This window comes from Sphingobium sp. TomMM15 (assembly GCF_055397045.1).
Genome location: NZ_AP027314.1, coordinates 1,781,985 through 1,805,100, shown reverse-complemented (window position 1 = coordinate 1,805,100; position 23,116 = coordinate 1,781,985). Strand labels below are relative to the sequence as shown.

Genomic DNA, 23,116 nt, shown 5'->3' with positions numbered 1-23,116 from the left:
TGTGAGGCCTTGATGATGACCGGACAACAGGCGATCTGCCGAGCGGATGAACCGGCTCCCTCGGCTTATGCGTTTCCGCTTCTTCTGAAGCATTTGTTGGCATCAGGTCTCGCACGCGCGCCTGAACAGGAGATCGTCTACCGCGATGTGGCACGGTTCAATTATCGAACATTTGCCAACCGTGTTGGGAGGCTGGCCAATGGTCTTTCGAACCTTGGTATAAAGGCCGGCGACACGGTCGGCGTGCTGGATTGGGACAGCAACCGCTATCTGGAAAGTTACTTCGCCGTTCCGGGAATGGGGGCGGTGCTCCACATGGTGAACATACGCCTGTCGCCGGAGCAGATACTATATACAATCAACCATGCACGCGACGATGCCCTCCTAGTGCATGTCGATTTCCTTCCGCTGCTTGAAAGGATATGGGATCGGATCAAGCGTGTTCGAACCGTCATAGTCCTTACCGACACGGGAGAAGTGCCGGTATCGACGCTCCCGGTCATTACCGAATATGAAGGGTTGCTGGCAGGCGCCGCGCCGGATTACGATTTCCCGGATTTTGACGAGAATAGCCGCGCCACTACTTTTTATACTACAGGCACCACCGGCTCGCCAAAGGGCGTGTTCTTCAGCCATCGCCAGCTTGTTCTTCACTCATTGGTGATGGCAGGTGCGATGGCAGCTTCCCAGGCTCAAGGGCGCCTGCATCGCGCCGACGTGTATATGCCGATCACGCCTATGTTCCACGTCCATGCCTGGGGCATGCCATTCATCGCAACGATGCTCGGACTGAAGCAGGTTTACCCGGGGCGCTATGCCGCCGCGACCCTGCTGGGGCTGCAACAGTCCGAGGGGGTCACCTTCTCCCATTGCGTGCCGACCTTGCTGCACATGTTGCTGACCTCTGCCGAAGCGGCTGACGCTGACCTTACAGGGTGGAAGATCGTGATCGGCGGGGCTGCTTTGCCCAAAGGGCTCGTCCATGCTGCGCTCGCCCGGGGCATCGACATTTTTGCAGGCTACGGCATGTCGGAAACCTGCCCCGTTCTCAGCATAGCACAGATGACGGCGGAGCAATTGGCGGACGGGTCGGCTGAAGAGGTGGAGGCCCGCACGCGTGCGGGTGCGGCGGTGCCTCTTGTCGATCTGCGCATCGTTGACTCAGGCATGAATCCCCTTCCGCGCGATGGGAAAAGTGCAGGGGAGATTGTCGTGCGCGCTCCTTGGCTGACGCAAGGATATCTAAGTGACTCGCACTCTTCCGAGATGCTCTGGGAAGGGGGATATATGCATACCGGCGACGTCGGCGTCCTCCATCCCGACGGGGTGCTGCAGATCACCGACCGCATCAAGGATGTGATCAAGACGGGTGGTGAATGGATTTCATCGCTAGAAATCGAAGATATCATCTCGCAGCTTGAAGGCGTTAGTGAAGTGGCCGTCATTGGAGTGCCAGACCCAAGATGGAGCGAACGTCCTCTGGCAATCGTGGTCCCAAAGGCTGGCTTTGAGGCCCTTACGGAGTGCTCGGTTAAGGCGCATGTCAAAACATTTTCCGACCGCGGACAAATCTCGCAATGGGCTGTGCCCGAGCGAGTGATGTTTCAAACTTCGCTGGAAAAGACAAGCGTAGGCAAGTTGGACAAGAAAACGCTTCGGCAACGCTATTCTCCTTCTGCTGGATCCGTACATCAGGACCAATCAGTAGACCGTGAGTGCTGATGATCCGCCGCTTTTTGAATGGCGCTAGTGAGCTATTGTCGTGGAAGACGGCAAGAGCTGGTCAGAAGAGGCGAACGAGACACGGTCAAGTTTCTCAAGGAAATAGCGCGTCGAACTGCCTCGTGCAGCGGCAATCGCGATGCCCAGCAAGGTGCCCATTAAATGATGTTAGACGAAAATCAGTTGGCGAGCCGGGATATGGTGAGGAGTTTCGCCCAAGCGGAAATCCGGCCCCATAGCGCGCGCTTCGAAAAGTAAGGCGGCTACCCCAGTGCTCTGTTCGAGGAAATGGCCGCATTGGGCCTATGGGGCATGATTGCGCCCGACATATATGGCGGAGCGGGAGCGGATGCTGTGTCCTACGCTCTGGCGCTGATGGAAATTGCGGCGGCCGATGGAGCGCTGTCCACCATCGTCTCGATCCAGAATAGCATTATGGTTGGTGGACTTTTGAAGGATGGTAGCGAGGCGCAGAAGCAGCGCTTCCTGCCTGACCTGATCGCCGGGCGGACCATCGGCGCCTTTGCGTTGACCGAGACGGATGCGGGGTCTGATGCCGCGGCGATCCGTACCCGGGCAGTCAGGGTGGAAGGCGGCTGGCACCTCAATGGTGCAAAGCAGTTCATAACTTCGGGCAGGGTGGGCGGCCTTGCCATGGTCATCGCGGTGACTGATCCGGAAGCGGGGAAGAGAGGACTTTCGGCTTTTCTGGTCCCCACCGATCGGCCGGGCTATGTCGTCGATAAGGTCGAGCACAAGATGGGGCAGTGGGCATCCGACACGTGTGCGCTGCGGTTCGAAGATCTGTTCGTGGAAGATGACCTGCTGCTGGGCGAGCCGGGGCAAGGCTATCGCATAGCATTGGCGAACCTTGAGACGGGTCGGATCGGCATCGCCGCGCAATCTGTCGGCATGGCACAGGCCGCGCTGGAAGTCGCGGTGGGCTATGCCAAGGACCGCCGCTCGATGGGCAAGGCGATCATCGACCATCAGGCAGTGGGCTTCCGCCTAGCCGACCTTGCCACCCGGCTGGAGGCCGCGCGACAGCTGGTCCTCTCCGCAGCCGCCATGAAGGATGCAGGACAGCTCGCCTTGACCAAGGCGTCCATGGCGAAGCTCTTCGCTTCCGAAACGGCTGAAGCGGTGGTGTCTGGCGCGATCCAGACGCTGGGCGGCTATGGCTATCTGGAGGAATTCGGCATCGCCAAAATCTATCGCGATGTGCGTGTCTGCCAGATTTACGAGGGCACATCCGACATTCAGCGCGTGGTCATTGCGCGCAGCCTTTGAAGGAAATTGAACCATGTCACAAGATCCTGTCGTCATCGCAGGCTATGCCCGGACGCCCATGGCCCAAGGGGGGCAGGTCGCGTGTCGTTGCCGCGCTCGCCCGAATTCCTGTTACTGATCCTCGCCATTGTCTTTGTTTGCCGCTTTTGGGCCGAAGGCGATTGAAGCTCGGCAGACGCGGTGGGGCTGGAGGACGTCCAAACCAGGTGCTTGATACAGCCTTACCCTCAGGCGAAGTTGTTTTCGCCCGGCGTGATGACCAAATCCAAAGAATTTTGGCCGAACAAAGGAAAAGAGCGCGGCGACCATCTGGCGCGCCGCGCTCTAGCAGGTCACGAATGAACGACTATTCAAATGCTCTCGAGGCTTAGAAGCCTACGTCGAGCGCAAGACCAAGTTGGCGAAAGCCCCCGTAGCTTAAGTTCTGGATATAATCGCCAGCGAAAAACGGATGGCCCTGAACTGTAGCGACGTAGCGGCGGTCTGTACAGTTCCGGCAGAAGGCCCGGAGGCTCCAGTTGCGCGCGGTCGGGGTCAAGGTGGCGCCCAAGTCAAGCGCCGTATAACCCTTCTGTACCGAACTGGGGTCGCCGTTGGACAGGAAATTGTAAGATGATTGTGACGTTACACCGATATTAAAGATGGCCGCGAAATTGTCGCCCAGTGGTTGCTCGTAGCTGACGTCTGCGATCGCCTTCCACTTAGGAGCGTTTGGCAGTCTCCGGCCAGAGGAGTCGGTCGCGCCGTTCACGCAGTCAATCTGCCCGACATAGCAGGTGTCCCCCTTGAACGAGATGAAGCGGGCATCTGTATAGGCAACACTGGCGTTGAATGTCAGGCGTGATGTGGGCCGCGCGATGACCTGTAGTTCAGCGCCGCGCGTGCGTAGCTTTCCTGCATTCTGCAGCAGGAACGACAGTGTCGTGAAGTCGATGCTCTGCGCCTGGAAATCCTTAAAGTCGGTGTTGTAAGCTGACAGGTTTACCGTCAACTTGCGATCGAGAAACTGGGCCTTGGTCCCGATCTCGAAATGCGTCGAAATTTCCGGCCTTACGTAAGAGAAGGAATATTGCGCATAACCCGGCCCCTTGTAGCCGCGCGCGGCAGTGCCGTAGACCATCCAGTCATTGTTCAAGTCATATTGCAGCGTCGTGCGCCAGGAAAAGTTGGTTTCGCGACGGGCCTCCTGTCGGTCAGGAGAAACAGGCAGCAAGGAGAGCGCGCCACCGCCCGCAGTATTTTCATAACGCATATTGATGGTTTCATGGGTCAGGCGCGCGCCCGCGGTCAGGCGCAGCCTGTCCGTGAAGCGATAGGTCCCCTGGCCATAGGCGGCATAGCTGCCAAGCTTTTGGCGCCAGAAGCTGTCGCTTCCCAGGACAGTCGTGAAGCCTGGGGGGGGCGTTTGTCCCAGAGACGCAGCAAGAAGATTGTCTTCCCGGACCCGCGCCTTGAGCAGGAACAGCCCGGCTTGGTAATCGAATTTTCCTCCCACGGGCGAAGCCAGTCGAAGCTCATTGGAAAATTGATCGGTGATAATGCCCCCGCCGAAAACCTGCACCAGGGGCAGGGGGCTATAATCGGCGTCAAACTGCTGGGACGTCTTGAACCCCCGGTAGGCCGCAATGTTCGTGATGGTCAGGCCACTATCCAGTTCATAGGAAATCTTGGCCTGAACCCCGCCCACCTTGAGATTGTAGAAAGTCGGCCCATCATAGGCGCTATTGGAATTGTTAGGGCCCGGCGTGATGCCAAGTGTGGGGAGTAGTTGGGCGAGAGGACTCGTTGGCGTGACGACCCGTAAACTCGCTACGCCGCCGCCGGCGCCGCGGGAATCCAGATAGTCGCCCGCCAGCAACACCGTCAGCCGTTCTGTAGGCTTCCACAGCAGCTTCGCAGATCCGCCGACTTGTCGCAGGTCGCCATCAAAGTCGGGATTGGCCACGACATTTTTCTGAAGCGACGAATTCTTGACGTAAAAGCCATTGATCCTCGCAGCCGCGCTGTCAGACAGCGCTAGATTAGCGATGCCTTGTACACGAAATAATGATGTGTCGTTGGCGTTATCCAACTGGCCATATTCCGAAAAAATGCGACCCGAATTGGTCCCGATCACGGGATCGTTGGTACGGATGTTGATAAGCCCGGCGGACGCGTTTTTGCCAAATAGAAAGCCTTGCGGACCGTTAAGAACTTCGACCTGCGCAAGATCGGTGAAATTGATGACCCCCAGTTCCGAACGAATCAGGGTCACATCGTCCAGAACGACAGCCACGCTGGGCTCGACCGACCGCTGGAAGCTGGACGTCCCGACGCCGCGTATCGAAAAATTGGTGCCCTGGGCGTTCGCCGCGTTGTTTTGAGTAACGAGGCTGGGTGAAATGCGGCTCAGATCCTCTGGATTCTTGACGCCGCGCTCGCGCAGCGCCTCTCCGGTGACGGCGGTAACGGTGATCGGTACATCCTGAAGCCTTTCCGAACGCCTGTTGGCGGTTACGATGATGTCTGCACTCGACGCGTAGGGATTTGCAGCGGCGGTAGTTGTTTGGGCTTCTGGAGCCCAACTCTCCGTGCTTGAAGATGTTGGCCCCGCCATTGCGAATGTTGGAAATAAGGCTCCGGTCGCGGCAGCGCATAAAATGCTAGTACGGAATCTCATAAACCCTCTCCCATTTTTATATCTAACCGCTATACAATGGAATTTATATTCCGTAAATACAAATTATAGAATGATCATCGTTGTGGCTGGAAGGCTGCGGGCACCTTCAGCATTTGGGCGGGCCACGAAGATCGATGTCTTCTGCGACGGGCGGCACCGGCCAGCCTTAGCCGTATCCCGAAAGCTTCCCCCATTAGTCGAGATTTATCGAGCAAGGCACAATATTGCCGAGGACAAGCAGATTTCGTAATGAAAATTCTGTTTTCCTAATATGATATTAAGAATACACATTCTAATTAGGGCAGACGGCTGCTGGAGAAGGGTGCGTTGGCGACCAATCATTGAGTTGCGGCAAGCGGGCTGACAATGTGCTCGACTTCACCTTCAAACAGAGCGAACAGCATGAGCGCTGAATCGCTGCGTACCTGATGGCGCGGTGACCTGCCCCGACCTGCCGATGGTCGGGGCTGTGGGTGGTGGGAGCGGCGTTGCGCGGCTCCTTCGAAGGAGAACCACCCATGACCCGACTGAGCGATCTGCAATCCATGCTGCTGTCCACTGCGTCCCGGCGGGAGAACGGACAGATTCGTCCCTGGCCAGAGGGCGTGGACCCATGGGGCGGCGCAAAGGCGGTAGCCGCGCTCTTGCGCCGCGGCTTTGTCGAGCAGCGGATAGTAGCGGGTTCAGATGGAGAGGCGCACATCCACATCACGCCCGCCGGCCTGCGGGCGATCGGCATTGAAGCTGATGCCCCGGACAAGGGGGAGGGCGTGAGCGAAGCTGAACCTGCCACATCCCATGTCCGGACGACGAAGACGGGTATGCTCCTTGCCCTGGTCGAGCGGCCGGAAGGTGCGGTGATGGCAGACCTTATCGAAGCGACCGGGTGGCTGCCCCACACGGTGCGGGCGGCGCTGACGGGCCTGCGCAGGAAGGGACATGCGATCGGGCGGAGCGTTCGTGAGGGCCAGAGCTGCTACCGGATCTGGAGCACCAGCTGATGGGCGAGGTGGAGCGGCGCATCGCTGCCCTTGAAAACCTCTCCTCATCGGCGCTGAAGGCTGAATGGCGGCGCCTTGCCGGGACGGCTCCGCCCCGCATCAGCCCGGCGATGATGCGTCTGGCCCTTGCCTGGGAATATCAGGCAAGAGCGCTGGGCGGTCTGCCACGCACGACGCAGCAGAAACTGGCACAGCTCGCCGGGGGCAAGAGCCGCACGGCAGCGGCGAAGGCGGGCATGCGCCTGACCCGTGAATGGAATGGCGTGGCCCATGTGGTCACGATCGGGGAGGACCGGATCATCCGCTGGAACGACCGGGAATGGCGGTCGCTGAGCGAGGTTGCCCGGACGATCACCGGCACCCGCTGGTCGGGCCCCGCCTTCTCTGGCCTGAAGCAGAAGGTTGCGGCATGAAGCCGGTCCGCTGTGCCATCTACACGAGGAAGTCGAGCGAGGAAGGGCTGGAACAGGACTTCAATTCGCTGCATGCCCAGCGGGAGGCCTGCGCCGCCTATATCCTCTCGCAGGCGAGCGAGGGCTGGAGCCCGCTTTGTCTCGGTGACCCAGTCGTTCAACACCACCACCAGCATGGGGCGTCTGACGCTCAACATGCTGCTCTCCTTCGCCCAGTTCGAAAGGGAAGTGACCGCCGAGCGGATCCGCGACAAGATCGCGGCATCAAAGGCGCGGGGCATGTGGATGGGCGGGGTTCCTCCGCTGGGCTATCGCCCCGACGGCCGCAGCCTCGCCATCGTGCCGGAACAGGCGGTCCTCGTGGACAGTATCTACCGGCGCTATCTCGCGATCGGCAATGTCCGGCTGCTGGCTGAAGCGCTGCGCGAGGAGGGAGTACTGGCGCCCATTCGCACCACGGCGACCGGCAAGAGCATGGGCGGCCGTCCGTTCACCCGGGGGCAACTGTACCTCATGCTCGCCTGCCGCACCTATACGGGCGAGATCAGCCATCATGGGAAGGTCCATCCCGGGCTCCATGACGCGATCATCGACAGGGATCTGTGGGACAGGGGGCAGGCGCTGCTGGAGCAGAACCGACAGGGCAGGCGGACGGGCAAAAACGCGCAGCAGGCCAGCCTTCTCGCCGGACTGGTGCGGGATGAAGCGGGCGAACCACTCATCCCGGTGCATGCTACAAAGGGGAAGGTGCGGTATCGCTATTATGTGAGCAGGGCACTGCAGACCCGAAAGGGCGGGGACGGCATGCGCATCCCCGCACGCGAGCTGGAGACGGCTGTAGTGGACCGGCTGGTGCAGGCTTTTGACGATCCGCTCGACCTGGTCGCGCAGGCCGGTGTCCGGATCGACGGTCACGATATCTCACGGATCATGGACGCGACGGAGCGCAGTGCGGCCTGTATCCGTCAGAGGAAGCGCGAGGTCCTGCTCTCCCTGGTGGAAGCCGTGGAAGTGACGGGGGAAGGGGTCGCTCTCCGATGCAGGCTCCCTGCGCTGATCGAACTCCTGGACCTTTCTGCTGATGACGAGGCAAATGACGTCATCCTGCGCTCGCCTGTTCGCCTGACACGCTCGGGCCGCGCGCTGCGCCTCGTACAGGATGGCGGCGCATCGGCGTCAGCCCGGATCGACCCCTCGCTCATCCGCATGGTCGCAAGGGCGCATCACTGGTGGCGCATCCTTCGTACCGAGCCCGTTGACGTCAAAACCCTCGCTGCCCGGGGAAAGGTGAGCGCCTCCTGGATGACCCGCGTTCTGCGGCTCGCTTTCCTCTCGCCAGCGGTTACCGAGGCGATACTCACAGGCCGCCAGAAAGCGGATGTGGATGGCGGCCTGCTGCTTGCCCGAGGAGCGATCAACCCGGGTTGGGATGCCCAGGAGCCAGGCTCCTCGTATCGATCAGGGGCTAATTTTCCCTTCCCGAAAGCGGCCGCTCGCTCCGATTTTCACCGTTGGAGTTGCGGGGAGAAACCGGCTGGCTGGCATGCGACCAGCTTGCACCGTTCAGCCGCCTCCGAGCTTTGCCCGAGAGCAGACAGAGACTGGGGTAGTTAACCCGCTCGCTCTTGTTCGTGTCTGCCAGCGCGCTGGAGGTCGTAGCCAAGGCGATGAGTCCACTCAGCAGGCCCGCAAAACATTATTCGGATGCGCAGTCTCTTTCCTAGAAAGTTCCGGTGCACTCACTGCCTCTGGGCCTCTATCGGATTGCGGTCAAACATGTCGAATACGGTGCAGGCGACAGCGGGGGGCTGATGGAGTGGCCCGGCACCATATTTGCTCCATTCGGCGGTCCATAGGGCCTTAAGTTCGGCCAGTTTTCGGGGATAACGCTCCGCTAGGTTTCGGCTTTCGGCAGTGTCGGTATCGAGATCATAGAGTTCCCATCGATCCTCTTCGAACGGCTTATTGCAATCATGGATGGCGATTGCGCGCCACCGTCCGCTGGTGATTGCGCGATTGCCGCGCAGTTCGAAATATTGCACCTCGCGGCCCGGCGCCCTAGCGCTGCGCAGTGTCGGTAGGAAAGACCGTCCCGCCACAGGGAGTTGCGCGACCCCGTCAACCACGCTGTCGAAGCGCGTCCCCGCCGCCTCCAGAAGAGTCGGCGCTATGTCGATCACATCCACGAATTGATGTCGGATCGCACCCGGATCAGACACATGGCCCGGCCAGTGGAGGATCATGGGCGTGCGCGTGCCGCCCGAATAGGGCCACAGCTTGTAACGCTGGAGCGGCGTCACGCTGGCCATCGCCCAGGGACGGGGATATTCCGCCTGGGTCTTGGCCGTGCCCAGTTCATCGATCCGTGCGCGCTGCTCGGCAGGGGACAGCGTGTTGGGTCGGTAGAGACCATCAAACTCACCTGCCTGACCGGCTTCCGACGCTGCGCCATTGTCCGACAGCAGGACGATCAAGGTATTGCGGTCCAGACCTCGAGCCTTCAGCGTATCAAGCACGCGCCCGATCTGCTGGTCGCAATGTTCGATGAACCCGGCATAGACGGCCATGTAGCGCGTGAAGGCGGCCTTCTCATCCTCGCTCAGGTCGGCCCAGGCGCGGTCGCGCTCGGCGCGCGCAGGCAATTGCGTGCTGGCAGGGATGATGCCCATGCGCTTCATCCTCTTGAACCGCTCCTTACGGATCGCGTCCCATCCCTTGGCGTAGATGGCGTCATAGGGCGCGGAATATTCTCGCGCGACCTGGATGGGCGCATGGGCAGTGCCGAAAGCCAGGTTCATGTAGAAAGGGGCGGCGTCCTTCCTGTCGGTATGCGTCTCGATCAGCGCGATGGCATGGTCCGCCAGATCAGCCGACAGATGATAGCCTTCTGGCAGGTCCGGTTTGATGTAGGCGTTGTTCTCGACCAGATCGGGCTTGTACTGATCGGTCCAGCCCCGCGCAAAGCCGTAGAAATAGTCGAAGCCGCGCTGGCGCGGCCAGCCATCCTTGGGTGCATCGTTAAGTAGCTGACGCATCGGGATGAGGTGCCATTTGCCAATCGCCCAGGTCGCGTAGCCATGCCGTTTGAGCGCCTGGGCGAGCGATCCGGGGCGGACGGGATCGGATAACCGCTTGTTCGTGAACGGATGTTTGTGGGTGCTGCGCTCGGGCGCGCACTGGTGCGACCTGCCGGAGCGCTACGGTCGGTGGAAGACGGTCCATCGGCGTTTCAGCAGGTGGTGCCATGCGGGTGTCTGGGAACGGGTGCTCAACACGCTGACCGCCGACCGGGACAACCAATATCTGATGATCGACAGCACCATCGTCCGCGCCCACCAACAGGCAGCGACCGGAAAAGGGGGGGCAAGGACAAGGCGCTGGGGCGTTCCCGAGGTGGACTGACGACCAAGATCCACATGCTGGCGGACACGTTCGGTCGGCCATTGCGCTTTCGCATCACGCCCGGGCAGGCCAGCGACGTCACCGCCGCTCCCGATCTTCTGGAAGGCCAGAAGGCCGGGGCCGTACTCGCTGATAAAGCCTATGACAGCAATGATTTACGCGAACATATCGCCGACATGAAGGCGCAGGCGGTGATCCCGTCGAAGCGAAATCGCAAGGTCTTCATCCCGCATGACACCGCTATCTACAAGCACCGCAACTCAAGCATTTCAGACGCTTCGCTACCCGCTACGATCGGCGCACCGCCCACTTTGCCGGCTTCGTACATCTCGCCGCTGCCATGATCTGGCTACGCTGAATGTCGATCGGCCCTAGAACCGGTCGTGCGCAATCAGCCCCGGGGCGCAGGCGGTGCGATCGCGCTAAGCGCTGGCAGATAGCCGATGAATGGTATTCCTTCACCAGCAACCCTCGCGCCACCGGCTCAACCATCCTCGCGACGCTTGATGAAAAAAGCTACGATCCGGTCGGGATGCCCGGGCGGGATCTACGCTGGGCGATCATCCGATCGCATGGACACGCTGTGTCGGACGGGGACGCGTTTTCTATTCTGCCATCGGTCATCTTCCCCAAACCTATTCGGACCCGCGCTATGTAACGCTGCTCCAAAATGCGGTCGGCTGGACGGCTAAGGGGCGGAAACATGGCTGCAGCGCGGCTGGACAGCGGTGATGCCGGAATGCCGCTCGGCTGGTCGCCGTGAACCTGCTGCAATATCTCTCAGAAAACGGCGCACGCTGTGACCGCACACAATGTGCGCCGTAGCGGCCGACCTTTGATGCGAGATCGGCATCATCGATCAGTATGAAATTTAGTTGCCTTAAAAATTCACCCGTCTATAGATTTGCGCCTTTTCATCGATGGGGGCGGGGGTGGCCGTGGATAGTGTAGTGAAGAGCGTTTGCTGCGGCAGCGAGGTATCGTGCGGATGGCACATATGAACGCGGTACTGCCCATAACCAATGTCCCCGTGGCCGGGGCGCGAGGACTACGCGTGCGCCTGTTCATCATGATGGCGCTGCAAATGGCGGTGTGGGGCGCTTGGGCGCCCAAGCTGTTTCCCTATATGACCATGCTCGGCTTCACCGCGAGCCAGCAGGCGCTGGTCGGCAGTTGCTGGGGCATCGCGTCGATCCTCGGCATCTTCTTTTCCAACCAGTTCGCCGACCGCAATTTCGCGGCAGAACGGATGCTGGCGTTTAGCCATGCGATCGGCGGCGCTTGTCTGTTGGGCGCGGCCTTCTCGACTGCGTTCCTTCCCTTCTTCCTGTTCTTCCTGGGGTACAGCCTGCTCTATGTGCCGACGCTGTCGGTCGCCAACACGATTAGCTTTGCCAACCTGCGCGATCCGGCTCGCGACTTTGGCAAGGTACGCATGGGCGGCACCGTCGGTTGGGTCATTGCCAGCTGGCCGTTCATCTTCCTGTTGAGCGCCCATGCGGACGTGACGCAGGTGCGGTGGATTTTGGTCGTATCGGCCATCGCGTCCTTTGCAATGGCGCTGTATTCCCTGACGCTGCCTCATACGCCGCCGTGTCGGGACCGTAATTCCGATTCGCTCGCATGGCGTGAAACATTCGGCCTGCTCCGGCAGCCCGCGATCCTGGTGCTGTTCATCGTCACCTTCATCGATTCCGTGGTCCACAACGGCTATTTCGTCGTGTCCGACGCCTTTTTGACTAACCGGGTGGGCATTGCGGGCAATCTGTCGATGGTCGTGCTGAGCCTCGGCCAGGTGGCCGAGGTGGTGACGATGGGCGTGTTGGGGGTCGTGCTTGCCCGACTAGGCTGGCGCACAACGATGATTGTCGGCATTCTGGGCCATGCCGCGCGGTTCGGTGTCTTTGCGTTGTTCCCTGACAGCGTGACGGCGGTGGTCGCGGTTCAGTTGCTGCATGGCGTCTGCTACGCCTTCTTCTTTGCAACCGTATACATCTTCGTCGATGACGCCTTTCCAAAGGATGTGCGGGTGAGCGCGCAGGGGCTTTTCAACCTGTTGATCCTGGGCGTCGGCAATGTGGTCGCCAGCTTCCTGTTCCCGATGCTGGTCGCGCGGCTGACCATCCGTCCGGGAACCGCGCTGGTCCCGCCCGAGGTCGATTATTCGACCCTGTTCATGGTGCCGACGGGGCTTGCTTTGTTTGGTGCGCTACTGCTGGCGGTAGCTTTTCGCCCCGCTCAGCGAGGCCCCGCGCCGGTGGCGAAATCGGAGGATAACTGACTCATGACCGGTGCAACACGCCCGATCCGCCTCGCCATGGTCGGAGGCGGCCCCGATGCCTTCATCGGCCCGATTCACAAGATGGCTGCCGAACTGGATGGCCGCTTCCGCCTTGTCGCGGGCGCGTTTAGCCGTGACGCAGAAAAATCGCGGAGCGCTGCGCGAGGCTGGGCGCTGGACGAGGCGCGGGGATATCCCGACTTTCAGACCATGATCGCTCAGGAGGCAGGCCGCGAGGACGGGGTGGAGGCTGTGGCGATCGTCACCCCTAATCACCTGCATCTGCCCGTCGCGCGGGCGGCTTTGGCGGCGGGACTGCATGTCATCAGCGACAAGCCCGCCACGGCGACCCTGGCTGAGGCGCTGGAGTTGCGGGACATCGTCGGGTCGGCGCGCGCGCATTATGCGCTGACCTACACCTATACCGGCTATGCCATGATCCGTCAGGCGCGGGAGATGGTGGAGCGGGGCGTCATCGGCCGGGTGCGCAAGGTGGTCGTGGAATATAGCCAAGGCTGGCTCGCCACGGGCGACGATGCGAGCAACAAGCAGGCCGCGTGGCGCGTCGACCCCCATCTCGCAGGTGCGGGCGGATGCAGCGGCGACATCGGCGTCCATGCCTTTGATCTGGTGGAGTTCGTCACCGGGATGCGGGTCGAGAGCCTGTGCGTCAGCCTGTCGGCCCTGGTGGAGGGGCGGGTGCTGGACGATGACTGCAACGCGTTGTTGAAGCTGGAGGGCGGCGTGCCTGGCGTGCTGGTGACATCACAGGTCGCGACCGGTGACCGCAACGGGCTGCGCCTGCGCGTCTATGGCGAAAAGGCGGGGCTGGACTGGAGCCATGAACAGCCCGATCGGTTGATCGTCAACCCGGCGGATGGCTCCACGCAGATTTTGCACAGTGGCGCGCCCTATCTTGGCGGGTCGAGCCTGGCGGCGTCCCGCCTGCCGACCGGCCATCCTGAAGGCTTTATCGAGGCGTTCGCTACACTCTATCGTGATTTCGCCGACCTGATCGCAGGACGGCCCCTCAGCGTGCCGTTGCCGGACATCGACAATGGCGTACGGAGCCTCGCTTTCGTGACAGCGGCGGTGCGTTCGAGCAGCAACGGGTCGACTTGGGTTTCTATCGGAGACGTCGCGTAATGAAGACCATCAAGGGACCGGGCATCTTCCTGGCGCAGTTCGTAGGTGACAAGCCGCCGTTCGATACGCTCGAAAATCTCGCCAGTTGGGCCGCCGATCTTGGCTATGTGGGTTTGCAAATTCCCACCGGCGTGGGCGGACTGTTCGACGTCGCATTGGGCGCCGAAAGCCAGACTTATTGCGACGATGTGAAGGGCATGTTGGCGGATCGCGGACTCGCGATCACGGAGCTTTCCACCCATCTGCAAGGCCAGCTGGTGGCAGTACATCCGGCCTATGACGCGCTGTTCGACGGGTTCGCGCCGCCGGAAGTAAGGGGTAATTCGGCCGCTCGGCAAGAATGGGCCGTGTTGCAGATGCGCGCCGCCGCCGCGGCCAGCCGGCGGCTGGGCCTTGACGCGCACGCTAGTTTCTCAGGCGCGCTGGCCTGGCCCTATGTCTATCCCTGGCCTCAACGCCCTGCTGGGCTGATCGAGGAGGCGTTCGCGGAACTGGCGAAGCGCTGGCATCCGATCCTTGACGCGTTCGAGGATGCCGGGGTCGATCTCTGCTACGAAATCCACCCCGGTGAGGATTTGCATGACGGCGCGACGTTCGAGCGGTTCCTGGACGCGGTAGGCGGTCATCGCCGCGCCAATATCCTTTACGATCCCAGCCATTTCGTCCTGCAACAACTGGACTATCTGGCGTTCATCGACCTTTACCATGAGCGCATCCGCGCATTCCATGTGAAGGACGCCGAGTTTCGTGCCGATGGCCGGTCGGGCGTCTATGGCGGCTATCAGGGCTGGGTCGATCGGCCCGGGCGTTTCCGCTCACCCGGCCATGGGCAGGTCGATTTCGACGCCATCTTCTCCAAGATGGCAGCGAACGATTATCCCGGCTGGGCGGTGTTGGAATGGGAATGCGCGCTCCTTCACCCGGAGGAAGGGGCAAGGCAGGGCGCGTCGTTCATTCGCGACCATATCATCCGCGTGACCGATCGTGCGTTCGACGACTTTGCCGCAAGCGGCGTTGACGCGGACCGCAATCGGCAACTGCTCGGCCTGGCACGCGCCTCCGCGGAGAATGGGGGGAGGGCGTGAACCTTTTCGCTACTACAAAGCGCCTGTCGCCAAAAATGGCGATCCTTGGCGCCCTTGGTCTCGCCGCCTGCGCCACCGGAGGCGTCGCCACCCTCACAGGGTCCACGCAAGGGTCCGGGGTATCGCTGGGGCAGGATCAAGCGGGCGACCACTTTTATACGCTCGATCAGATCAAGCCCGCCAACGTCGCCCAGCTGCAAGTTGCATGGACCTATGAAACCGGCGCGGGTGGACTGCAGACGACCCCGCTGTTTCGCGACGGCCGCCTCTATATTGTCACGCCAACCCAGCAGGTCGCTGCGCTGGACCCCGAAACCGGCGACGAAATCTGGAAGTCCAGCGCGGCGGTGCGGGGCCAGCAGCCGGTCCGCGGCCTTTCCTATTGGCAGGACGGGTCGGAACGCCGACTTTTTTCTTCCCTCGGCAGCACGCTGATCGCGCTCGACCCGGATAGTGGCAAGCCGATTGCGGGTTTTGGCAAGGATGGCGCCGTCGACCTGCGCGAGAATCTGGGGCGCGATCCTGAGACGATGGCGACTTTCCTGACGTCGCCGGGGATGGTGTTCGGCGACCTCATCATCGTCGGTTTCCGCACATCGGAAACGCGCCCTGCCGCGCCCGGGACCATACGGGCCTATGACGTGCGGACCGGGCAGCTGCGCTGGTCCTTCAATACCATTCCCCACCCCGGGGAGGTGGGGAATGACAGCTGGCCCGAGGACGCGTGGAAAGATGCAGGCGGCGCCAATGCTTGGGCCGGGATGGCGCTCGATGAAAAGCGCGGGATCGTCTACGTGCCGACTGGATCGGCGGTGGACGACTTTTACGGCGCGGACCGCAAGGGCGACAATCTCTTCGCCAACTCGCTGCTGGCGCTCGACGCGCGTACCGGCAAGCGGCTTTGGCACTTCCAGGCCGTTCATCACGATTTGTGGGACCGCGACCTGTCCAGCCCGCCCGCACTGGTGACCGTTACGCGGAACGGACGGCGCATCGACGCCGTTGTGCAGCCGTCCAAGCAGGGCTTCCTGTATATCCTCGACCGCGTGACCGGAAAGCCGGTCTTTCCGATTGAAGAGCGCCCCGTTCCGGCCAGCGACATGCCGGGCGAGTTCGCCTCTCCCACGCAGCCGTTCGTCACGACGCCCGCGCCGTTTGCGCGGCAACGCCTGACAGCCGATATGCTGACCAAGCGCACGCCAGAGGCGCACGAGGCAGCTGTGAAAGCCTTTGCGAAGATGCGGAGCGAGGGACCGTTCATCCCGTTCACGGCGAAGGCGCCGACCGTGATGTTCCCCGGTTTTGACGGCGGCGCCGAATGGGGTGGCCCCGCCATTGATCGTAAGCGGGGTATACTGTTCATCAACAGCAATGATGTTGCCTGGACCGGCCAGCTTGCGGCCCGAAAGGCGACGCCTGCCGTCGCAACGGCAACCCCAGCCCGAGGAGCCGGACTCTATCAGGAGCAGTGCGCGGCTTGCCATGGTCAGGATCTCAAGGGTTCGCCGCCCGCTTTCCCGGGCCTGGTTGATGTAGGCAAGCAGCTTTCGGCGACCAAAATCAACGAGATCATCCAGCAGGGGCGGGGACGTATGCCTGGCTTCCCGCAGATATCCGCTGCCGATCGTAGCGCGATCACTTCCTATTTGCTCGGCGAACAGGGACAGGCCGGCGCCTCGGACAAGCGGGAGGTTGCCGCTCCCGCCGATGCGAAGCCCGCGCGTTCGCCCTATTATCTCACCGGTTACCGCAAGTTCGTGGACATCGACGGCTACCCCGCCGTCGCGCCGCCTTGGGGGACACTGAACGCCATTGATCTCAACAGCGGCAAATATCTTTGGAAGATACCGTTTGGCGAATATCCCGAACTCGTCGCCAAAGGCGAGCTGCCGACCGGAAGCGAAAATTATGGCGGCCCGCTCATCACCAGTTCCGGCGTCTTGTTCATCGGGGCGACGATCTATGATCGCAAATTCCGCGCCTTCGATAGCCGCACCGGGCGCCTGCTCTGGCAGACCGTGCTGCCTTATGCCGGTGTAGCCACGCCTACGACATTCATGTCCGGCGGTCGCCAGTTCATCGTGATCGCCACAAGTAACCAGCGCAATCCGAAGGCGCGGCAGGGCTCGGCCTATGTCGCCTTTGCGTTGCCCACGAAATGAAAGAAGGCCGCATGTCACCTTATACCCTGTTGATCAGCCTGTCCCTCGTTGCTGTAGCCTCACCCGCGCTTGCGGCCGATGGCGCCAAGCTGTTTCAGTCCCAGTGCGCGATGTGTCACAAGCCTGCGGTCAGCACACCGCTGGCACCCGCACTGAAAGATGTGGTGGGACGCAAGATTGCGAGCCGGCCCGATTTTACTTATTCCAGCGCTCTAAAGGCCAAGCAAGGGGACAAGTGGACGGTGCAGAATCTGGACGCCTTCCTTGCGGCTCCCGTCAAATTCGCGCCGGGCACACGCATGCCGATGAATGTGGCCGACGCGGCAAACAGGGCAGCTTTGATCGCTTATCTCAGAACGATAAAATAAGCGTCGGACCGCATTGCACTGAGAAAGATTATCGCTTCGAATGAATTGTGGTTGCCAGCCGTCCGACGAGCGTGTTGACGTCGGACAATGGGTGGGACGGGTCGCTCATCGCCGTCCGTCCGCATTTCCAAGGAGCAGATTGATCTCGGTTGCCAGCGCTGCCGCCATATCGATCGACCGATCAACCAGCCAGCGCACCTGCAAGCCATCTGACTGCGCGATCAGCATCATTGCGGCATGATCGGCGTGGAGCGTCGGCGTGACGGTGCCCGCTGCCTGCCGCTTGCGGATTTCATCTGCGATGTATCCCTGCAGCGCGGTGAAACGAGCGCCGAAGAAGTCGTGCGCCGGATGTGACGGATCGGCAGCTTCGGCCGCGAAGGCGGTGTAGAGTTGGACCAAGCCTGGCGTCGTCGTGTTGCGTCGGGCCGTTTCCACCAGCGAGGCGAAGATATCCTTGTCAGCTGTCAGGCTGGCGACATTGCCCTCGTCCCACATCCGCAGCACTTCCTGCAGCAGAACTTCGCGCGACGAGAAATAGTAGATGATGTGCGCGCCATCGATTCCGATGCTGCGTCCGATCTGGCTTAGCGACGCCCCACGATAGCCATCACGGCTGATGACCTCGACGGCGGCACGCAGGATTTCGTCCCGCCGTTCCTGTCCTTTCGCGTATGGTCCGCGCCTTTTCATTCTGTGCTCGTAACAGCAGCGTCACTGAAAACACAAGGTCACGATATGACGATCAAGGCTGATCCGACCGAGTTTGCAGGCAAGCGCGTGGCCATCAGCGGTGGCGCCAAGGTTCTGGGCCGATCGGCGGGGTCAAGTTCGTCCAGGCCAACCTCAGTACTGCAGAAGCAGCAAAGCGCTGGCGGACGCTGCGCTTGACCGCTGGCGAAGAGGTGGTGACACTGTTCAGGGCAACGGTGCTTAGTGTGGCGACTGGCAAGTCTGAAAACAGGCTGGCCGCGGCATATGCGATCAACCTCACGCGCCAGGCGGTTTGGGCGAAGTCAGAGCGTCTGAAGCAGCAGCGTCGGTATCTCAGGGAGCAGGGGCAGGGCGTCCCCGACATCGATGAGGACGACCGATGAAGAAGGTGGCGCGCAATGGCGAATGGAAAGCAGGCGAGCAGAAGGATGACCGCAGCGCCATTCTGGAGCTAGCCAACACGCCTGTGAGGATGCTCTGTCCGGACGGGAAGCGCAGGACCGTCAGTCTCTTCAGGGCGCGACTTATCGAGCTGGCATCCCCCCGCTGCCGCAGGCGTCTCATGTGTGAGGATTTCATCGCGCTGGTGATGACGGCGGCCCGAATGTCGCCTGAAGAGTTCAACTGCATCAGAAGGGTCTGAAAACCCCTGGATTTGCGGGGTCTCATACAGGGGATAAAGCAGAATTTCAGATGGCGGTGAAACAGGTGATATCTGCCTGTTTTACCGCCATTTTTTTGGCTTTTATCCAGAAAACGGCGCCTGTTTTGACCTGTTATTGGCATTCCGCATGTTTGGCTCAGCGTTCAATAAAATGATGAAAATTTAATGGGATTATCGAGTTATCATGGTGAGAGATAGCTGATTTGGCTCGCATCTGACTCTCTGCAGTACCGAACTGAACTGAACGCGCGCGAATTTGCGCCGCTTTTTGGCAAATTCTCTAATGTTTGCAATATGTTGAGACTGGGTGGCGGAGCGGGAGGGATTCGAACCCTCGATACGCTTTTGACGTATACTCACTTTCCAGGCGAGCGCCTTCGACCACTCGGCCACCGCTCCGCATGCACTGGAAGGCGGCTCCCTATCGTGCGGCGCGGCGGGTGGCAAGGGGATGCCGCGACTTTCCTGCTTCAATTTCGCGGCGGTACTTCACCCGCCGTCGCGCTACGTAGACCGTGACGGATAGGCAAATGTCCGGCCGCAACCTACATTCAGGAACAATAGCTACATTTCCGGCGATACCCTATCCAGATGCGGCATCTCTCCGGAACGGAAAGGCTGAGTATGATTGTAGGCACGGTCACGGAGATCAAGAATCACGAATATCGCGTCGGCCTGACGCCTGAGAGCGTGCATGAACTGACCGCGCATGGCCATCGGGTGCTGGTGGAAAGCGGCGCGGGGGAGGGGATTGGCGCGCATGATGCGCTGTATGCCCGTGCCGGGGGCGAGATCGTCCCCAGCGCGCGCGACGTGTTCGAAGCGGCCGAAATGATCGTGAAGGTGAAGGAGCCGCAGCCCGAGGAACGCGCCATGTTGCGCCCGGGCCAGATACTCTACACCTATCTGCACCTCGCCCCCGACCCGGACCAGACCCGAGACCTCATGGCGTCGGGCGCTGTCTGCATCGCCTATGAAACCGTCACCGACGCAGGCGGCGGCCTCCCGCTGCTAAAGCCCATGAGCCAGGTAGCCGGACGCATGTCGATTCAGGCGGGCGCGACGGCGCTGGAAAAGGCGAATGGCGGCCGGGGCGTGCTGCTGGGCGGCGTGCCCGGCGTGCTCCCGGCCAAGGTCTGCGTGATCGGCGGTGGCGTCGTCGGTTTCAACGCGGCGCAGATGGCGGCGGGCCTTGGCGCGGACGTCACCATCCTCGACCGCAGCCCCGAAGTGCTCGAACGGCTCGGCATCTATTTCGAGGCACGGGCCAAGACCCGCTTTTCCAATCGCGCCAATCTCGCCGAATGCGTGGCGGAGGCGGATCTCGTCATCGGCGCCGTGCTGATCCCCGGAGCGGCCGCGCCCAAGCTGGTCAGCGCCGACATGCTCAAGACCATGAAGAAAGGCTCCGTACTGGTCGACGTCGCGATCGATCAGGGCGGCTGTTTTGAAACCAGTCATCCCACGACCCATGCCGATCCCACCTATATCGTCGATGGCATTGTCCATTATTGCGTCGCCAACATGCCCGGCGCGGTCGCACGTACCAGCACTTACGCGCTCAACAACGTCACCCTGCCGCATGCGCTGCGCATCGCCGATCTGGGGTGGAAGAAGGCGCTGCAATCCGACCCGCATCTGCTCGCGGGTCTCAACGTCTGGGACGGCAAGGTGACCTATCATGCGGTGGCTCAGGCGCTGGACCTGCCCTTTACCCCGGCGGAGGAAGCGCTGGCCTGACGGCCGCCCCGGAGCGACCCCTCTTAATCCGCGTCCGGATTGCGGAAGTTCAACCGCCGGGTGACGGTGTAATCCACCACTCCGACCAGGAAATAGCTGATCCACTGCTTCACCAAAGTCAGCACACCGCGCTGGGCCTTGTAGCGTTTCAGCGTGATCTGTCGGCTTTCCTCTGCGCGACGGCTAATGAAGTCCCTCGCTTCGTCCGCCAGCGCCTTGTCCTCGATCCGCAGCATGATCTCCAGATTCAGGAACAGGCTGCGCATGTCGAAATTGGCTGATCCGATGAAGACCGCGTCATCGATGACGATCAGCTTCATGTGCAGCTTGCGCTTCTGATATTCCCATATCTCCACCCCGCGCCGCAGCAGCGGCCCGTACAGCAGCCGCGCCGCCGCCACCGTCGCGCCATTGTCCGACCGGGACGGCAGGATCAGCCGCGCACCCTCTCGCCGCGCCGCGCGCGCAATGCGTTTCAGCATGCCGCGTCCGGGCGAAAAATAGGCGGCCACCATGTCCACCCGCCGCGCATGTTCCAGGTCATGCTTTACCACCTGTGCCCAGGGGCTTAAGCGCCGGGTCGGCCCACCGATCAGCCATCGCATCGGATCATCGGGGTCATGGCGCAGCGACGGGTGCCAATGCCGCACCATCCGCCGCATTGTGCGGAAACTCTGCTTGCTGGTCGATACCCACCGCCACAGCTGCCCATACCAGTTGGTCATCGCCGCGACCTGCGGCCCGTCGATCAGAAGGCCCAGGTCCACCCAGGCATCCTCTTCGGGCAATCCGAAATAGGCATCCTCCACATTGAACCCGCCCAGCAGCAGCCGCTGGTCGTCCGCGATGGTCATCTTCTGATGGTTGCGGATCAGATAGCGGGTCGACCGCCGCGCGCCGAATCGGCCAAACCGTCCCCCCGCCTTGATTAGAGGGTCGAAGAAAGTAACCGGCGTGTCGGCCGATCCGAACGCATCGATCATCAACGTCACGGCAACGCCGCGCCCTCGGGCCGCGATCAGCCGGTCCAGCACCATCCGCCCGCTCTCATCGGCGGCGAAGATATAATAATAGAGCTTCAGGCTGTCCCGCGCGCCATCGATCAGGCCGATCAACGTCTCTCGCAGGGCGGGACCATGTTCGATCACGTCCAGCCGGTGCCCCCGGATGGACAGGCCGATCCCGGCCTCGTCGCTCTTCGCTGGGGACTGCCGGTTGGTCGCCATATCCCGTTCATGCGCCTAATTGCCGCTATGCGCCACGGCTTTATGGGCTTTTCATTGACTCCCTGCCCGCCCGCTGATAGGCGCTGCCCTCACGATTTCCATCATTTTGCCAGGAGCGCCCGTTTGGCCCGCGTTACCGTCGAAGACTGCGTCGACAAGGTTACCAACCGTTTTGACCTCGTCCTGCTTGCGGCGCAGCGCGCCCGTGAGATTTCCGGCGGCGCTGAACTGACGTTGGACCGCGACCGCGATAAAAACCCTGTCGTCGCCCTGCGCGAGATCGCTGAAGAAACCGTTTTCCCGGCCGAATTGCATGATTCGCTCGTTGGGTCGCTGCAAAAGGTGCAGATCGACGACGACGACACGCCGGACGAAATCGGATCGATCGCCCAATCGGCAGAGGCCCTGCGCCTCACCGCCGCAGCCCCGCCGCGCAACCAGAATGTCGGCGGCGACTACGACGGCTGATCCGTTCATCGGTTCGGAGAGGGAATGAGGCTCGGCCTGCGCAAGCAGGACCGGGCCTCGATCCGTTTTGGGGCGGCATGCCGAAGAGCGCGCCCCAGCCTCACTAGATCCCAGCTTTCGCTGTGAGCACGAGGTGTCTAAATTCCCCTCTCCCCTTCAGGGGAGAGGGTGCCGAGCGAAGCGAAGGCGGGAGAGGGGATCGCAACGTGGACGCAAGCACCCTCATCCAACTCCGCCTAACCAGCAAGCTGGCAAGGCTGCGTATCCTTCTCCCGCCAGCGGGAGCAGGGTGAAGCCAGCTAATTCTTCCCCAAACAAAAATCCCGCAAAGCCCGCGCATCATGCAGCGCATTATGCGGTATCCGGCTATTCGCCGCCGCACTAAACCCCGCCGCATTCACCAGCTGCAACTGCAACCCGTTCATATCCACCATCTGCCCCGGCCCGGTCACCAGCAGCGCGCAGAAATGCGCCAAATCCTCCGGCCAGTCGGCGACGATCACCGGCTCCGGATCGCCCGCCAGATAATCGGCCAGATGATGCGCGGCTTCCACCCGGCCCAACTCCATGTCGATCCCCGGCGGCACATGGCGCAGATAGGGGATGACGTTGCGCTGCACCCAGCCATGCGGCTCCTCCGCCAGCGGCAGCGACACGTAAAATTCATCGTCGCCAAATTCCGGCACCAGCGCGACGCTGATCAGCGCGCCTGCAAATCCGTTGAATTCGGTGTCGAGGAAATAGCGCATGAAAAAAGGACTGCCTGCTGGAAGTG

The 23,116-nt window shown here is 61.4% G+C and carries 18 protein-coding genes, 1 tRNA gene and 3 pseudogenes; 16 read left to right on the top strand and 6 right to left on the bottom strand.

The annotated features are described in order from the left end of the window. Positions 1-12 precede the first annotated feature (12 nt). Positions 13-1,722: a long-chain fatty acid--CoA ligase gene (locus tag ACZ51H_RS08975; protein ID WP_464801614.1), complete on the top strand. Its 1,710-nt coding sequence runs from the start codon at positions 13-15 to the stop codon at positions 1,720-1,722. A gap of 165 nt (positions 1,723-1,887) precedes the next feature. Further along, positions 1,888-3,012: pseudogene (locus ACZ51H_RS08970) on the top strand (acyl-CoA dehydrogenase family protein). Between the two features lie 367 nt (positions 3,013-3,379). Here the strand turns inward: ACZ51H_RS08970 and ACZ51H_RS08965 are convergent. Beyond that, positions 3,380-5,671, bottom strand: coding sequence for a TonB-dependent receptor (locus tag ACZ51H_RS08965; protein WP_464801613.1), 2,292 nt, complete (start codon positions 5,669-5,671; stop codon positions 3,380-3,382). A 518-nt stretch (positions 5,672-6,189) separates the two neighbouring features. Here ACZ51H_RS08965 and ACZ51H_RS08960 point away from each other — a divergent pair. The 3 genes from ACZ51H_RS08960 (at position 6,190) to ACZ51H_RS08950 (ending at position 8,699) form a co-directional block, all read left to right on the top strand. After that, on the top strand, positions 6,190-6,672 hold the full coding sequence (locus tag ACZ51H_RS08960; RefSeq protein ID WP_464801612.1) for a DUF3489 domain-containing protein: 483 nt from the start codon (positions 6,190-6,192) through the stop codon (positions 6,670-6,672). Continuing rightward, positions 6,672-7,085 (top strand): DUF2924 domain-containing protein, encoded by a 414-nt coding sequence (locus ACZ51H_RS08955; RefSeq protein WP_464801611.1) that lies wholly within the window; start codon positions 6,672-6,674, stop codon positions 7,083-7,085. The genes ACZ51H_RS08960 and ACZ51H_RS08955 overlap by 1 nt, the downstream gene beginning before the upstream one ends. 144 nt (positions 7,086-7,229) lie before the next feature. Beyond that, positions 7,230-8,699: a recombinase family protein gene (locus tag ACZ51H_RS08950; RefSeq protein ID WP_464801610.1), complete on the top strand. Its 1,470-nt coding sequence runs from the start codon at positions 7,230-7,232 to the stop codon at positions 8,697-8,699. 125 nt (positions 8,700-8,824) lie between these two features. On the opposite strand, the pseudogene ACZ51H_RS08945 reads toward ACZ51H_RS08950, so the two are convergent. Beyond that, positions 8,825-10,150: pseudogene (locus tag ACZ51H_RS08945) on the bottom strand (sulfatase-like hydrolase/transferase); the annotation flags it as partial. A gap of 37 nt (positions 10,151-10,187) precedes the next feature. Between ACZ51H_RS08945 and ACZ51H_RS08940 the strand changes: the two are divergent. The 7 genes and pseudogenes from ACZ51H_RS08940 to ACZ51H_RS08910 all read left to right on the top strand — a co-directional run. After that, positions 10,188-10,845, top strand: a pseudogene (locus tag ACZ51H_RS08940) (IS5 family transposase); the annotation flags it as partial. A 194-nt stretch (positions 10,846-11,039) separates the two neighbouring features. Further along, positions 11,040-11,219, top strand: a complete 180-nt coding sequence (locus ACZ51H_RS08935; protein WP_464802876.1) for a ThuA domain-containing protein — start codon at positions 11,040-11,042, stop codon at positions 11,217-11,219. A gap of 265 nt (positions 11,220-11,484) precedes the next feature. Continuing rightward, positions 11,485-12,768, top strand: a complete 1,284-nt coding sequence (locus tag ACZ51H_RS08930) for an MFS transporter (RefSeq protein ID WP_464801609.1) — start codon at positions 11,485-11,487, stop codon at positions 12,766-12,768. A 3-nt stretch (positions 12,769-12,771) separates the two neighbouring features. Beyond that, complete coding sequence (locus tag ACZ51H_RS08925; protein WP_464801608.1) at positions 12,772-13,914, top strand: Gfo/Idh/MocA family protein; 1,143 nt, start codon at positions 12,772-12,774, stop codon at positions 13,912-13,914. Beyond that, positions 13,914-14,999, top strand: a complete 1,086-nt coding sequence (locus tag ACZ51H_RS08920) for a sugar phosphate isomerase/epimerase family protein (protein ID WP_464801607.1) — start codon at positions 13,914-13,916, stop codon at positions 14,997-14,999. Before ACZ51H_RS08925 ends, ACZ51H_RS08920 begins: the two co-directional genes overlap by 1 nt. Next, positions 14,996-17,161: an outer membrane protein assembly factor BamB family protein gene (locus tag ACZ51H_RS08915; RefSeq protein ID WP_464801606.1), complete on the top strand. Its 2,166-nt coding sequence runs from the start codon at positions 14,996-14,998 to the stop codon at positions 17,159-17,161. The genes ACZ51H_RS08920 and ACZ51H_RS08915 overlap by 4 nt, the downstream gene beginning before the upstream one ends. 11 nt (positions 17,162-17,172) lie before the next feature. Then, positions 17,173-17,529 (top strand): c-type cytochrome, encoded by a 357-nt coding sequence (locus ACZ51H_RS08910; protein ID WP_464801605.1) that lies wholly within the window; start codon positions 17,173-17,175, stop codon positions 17,527-17,529. A 105-nt stretch (positions 17,530-17,634) separates the two neighbouring features. Here the strand turns inward: ACZ51H_RS08910 and ACZ51H_RS08905 are convergent, their stop codons facing one another. Beyond that, positions 17,635-18,222, bottom strand: a complete 588-nt coding sequence (locus tag ACZ51H_RS08905; RefSeq protein WP_464801604.1) for a TetR/AcrR family transcriptional regulator — start codon at positions 18,220-18,222, stop codon at positions 17,635-17,637. A gap of 194 nt (positions 18,223-18,416) precedes the next feature. Here ACZ51H_RS08905 and ACZ51H_RS08900 point away from each other — a divergent pair, with 194 nt between their 5' ends. Together ACZ51H_RS08900 and ACZ51H_RS08895 are read left to right on the top strand one after the other, a co-directional pair. Further along, positions 18,417-18,626: a hypothetical protein gene (locus ACZ51H_RS08900; RefSeq protein WP_464801603.1), complete on the top strand. Its 210-nt coding sequence runs from the start codon at positions 18,417-18,419 to the stop codon at positions 18,624-18,626. Continuing rightward, positions 18,623-18,886, top strand: a complete 264-nt coding sequence (locus ACZ51H_RS08895) for a hypothetical protein (RefSeq protein ID WP_464801602.1) — start codon at positions 18,623-18,625, stop codon at positions 18,884-18,886. The genes ACZ51H_RS08900 and ACZ51H_RS08895 overlap by 4 nt, the downstream gene beginning before the upstream one ends. A 329-nt stretch (positions 18,887-19,215) precedes the next feature. On the opposite strand, the gene ACZ51H_RS08890 is transcribed toward ACZ51H_RS08895, so the two are convergent. Next, positions 19,216-19,306: transfer RNA gene (locus ACZ51H_RS08890), tRNA-Ser, on the bottom strand. A gap of 225 nt (positions 19,307-19,531) precedes the next feature. On the opposite strand from ACZ51H_RS08890, the gene ald reads away from it, so the two are divergent. Beyond that, complete coding sequence (gene ald, locus ACZ51H_RS08885; RefSeq protein ID WP_464801601.1) at positions 19,532-20,647, top strand: alanine dehydrogenase; 1,116 nt, start codon at positions 19,532-19,534, stop codon at positions 20,645-20,647. Between the two features lie 23 nt (positions 20,648-20,670). Here the strand turns inward: ald and ACZ51H_RS08880 are convergent, their stop codons facing one another. After that, the gene (locus ACZ51H_RS08880) at positions 20,671-21,873 is read right to left on the bottom strand and encodes a phospholipase D-like domain-containing protein (protein ID WP_464801600.1); all 1,203 of its coding nucleotides are present in this window, start codon (positions 21,871-21,873) and stop codon (positions 20,671-20,673) included. Positions 21,874-21,996: 123 nt separating this feature from the next. On the opposite strand from ACZ51H_RS08880, the gene rpoZ reads away from it, so the two are divergent. Beyond that, positions 21,997-22,341, top strand: a complete 345-nt coding sequence (gene rpoZ / locus ACZ51H_RS08875; protein WP_449474068.1) for a DNA-directed RNA polymerase subunit omega — start codon at positions 21,997-21,999, stop codon at positions 22,339-22,341. A gap of 299 nt (positions 22,342-22,640) precedes the next feature. Here the strand turns inward: rpoZ and ACZ51H_RS08870 are convergent, their stop codons facing one another. Then, positions 22,641-23,090 (bottom strand): hypothetical protein, encoded by a 450-nt coding sequence (locus tag ACZ51H_RS08870; RefSeq protein ID WP_464801599.1) that lies wholly within the window; start codon positions 23,088-23,090, stop codon positions 22,641-22,643. Positions 23,091-23,116: the final 26 nt, after the last annotated feature.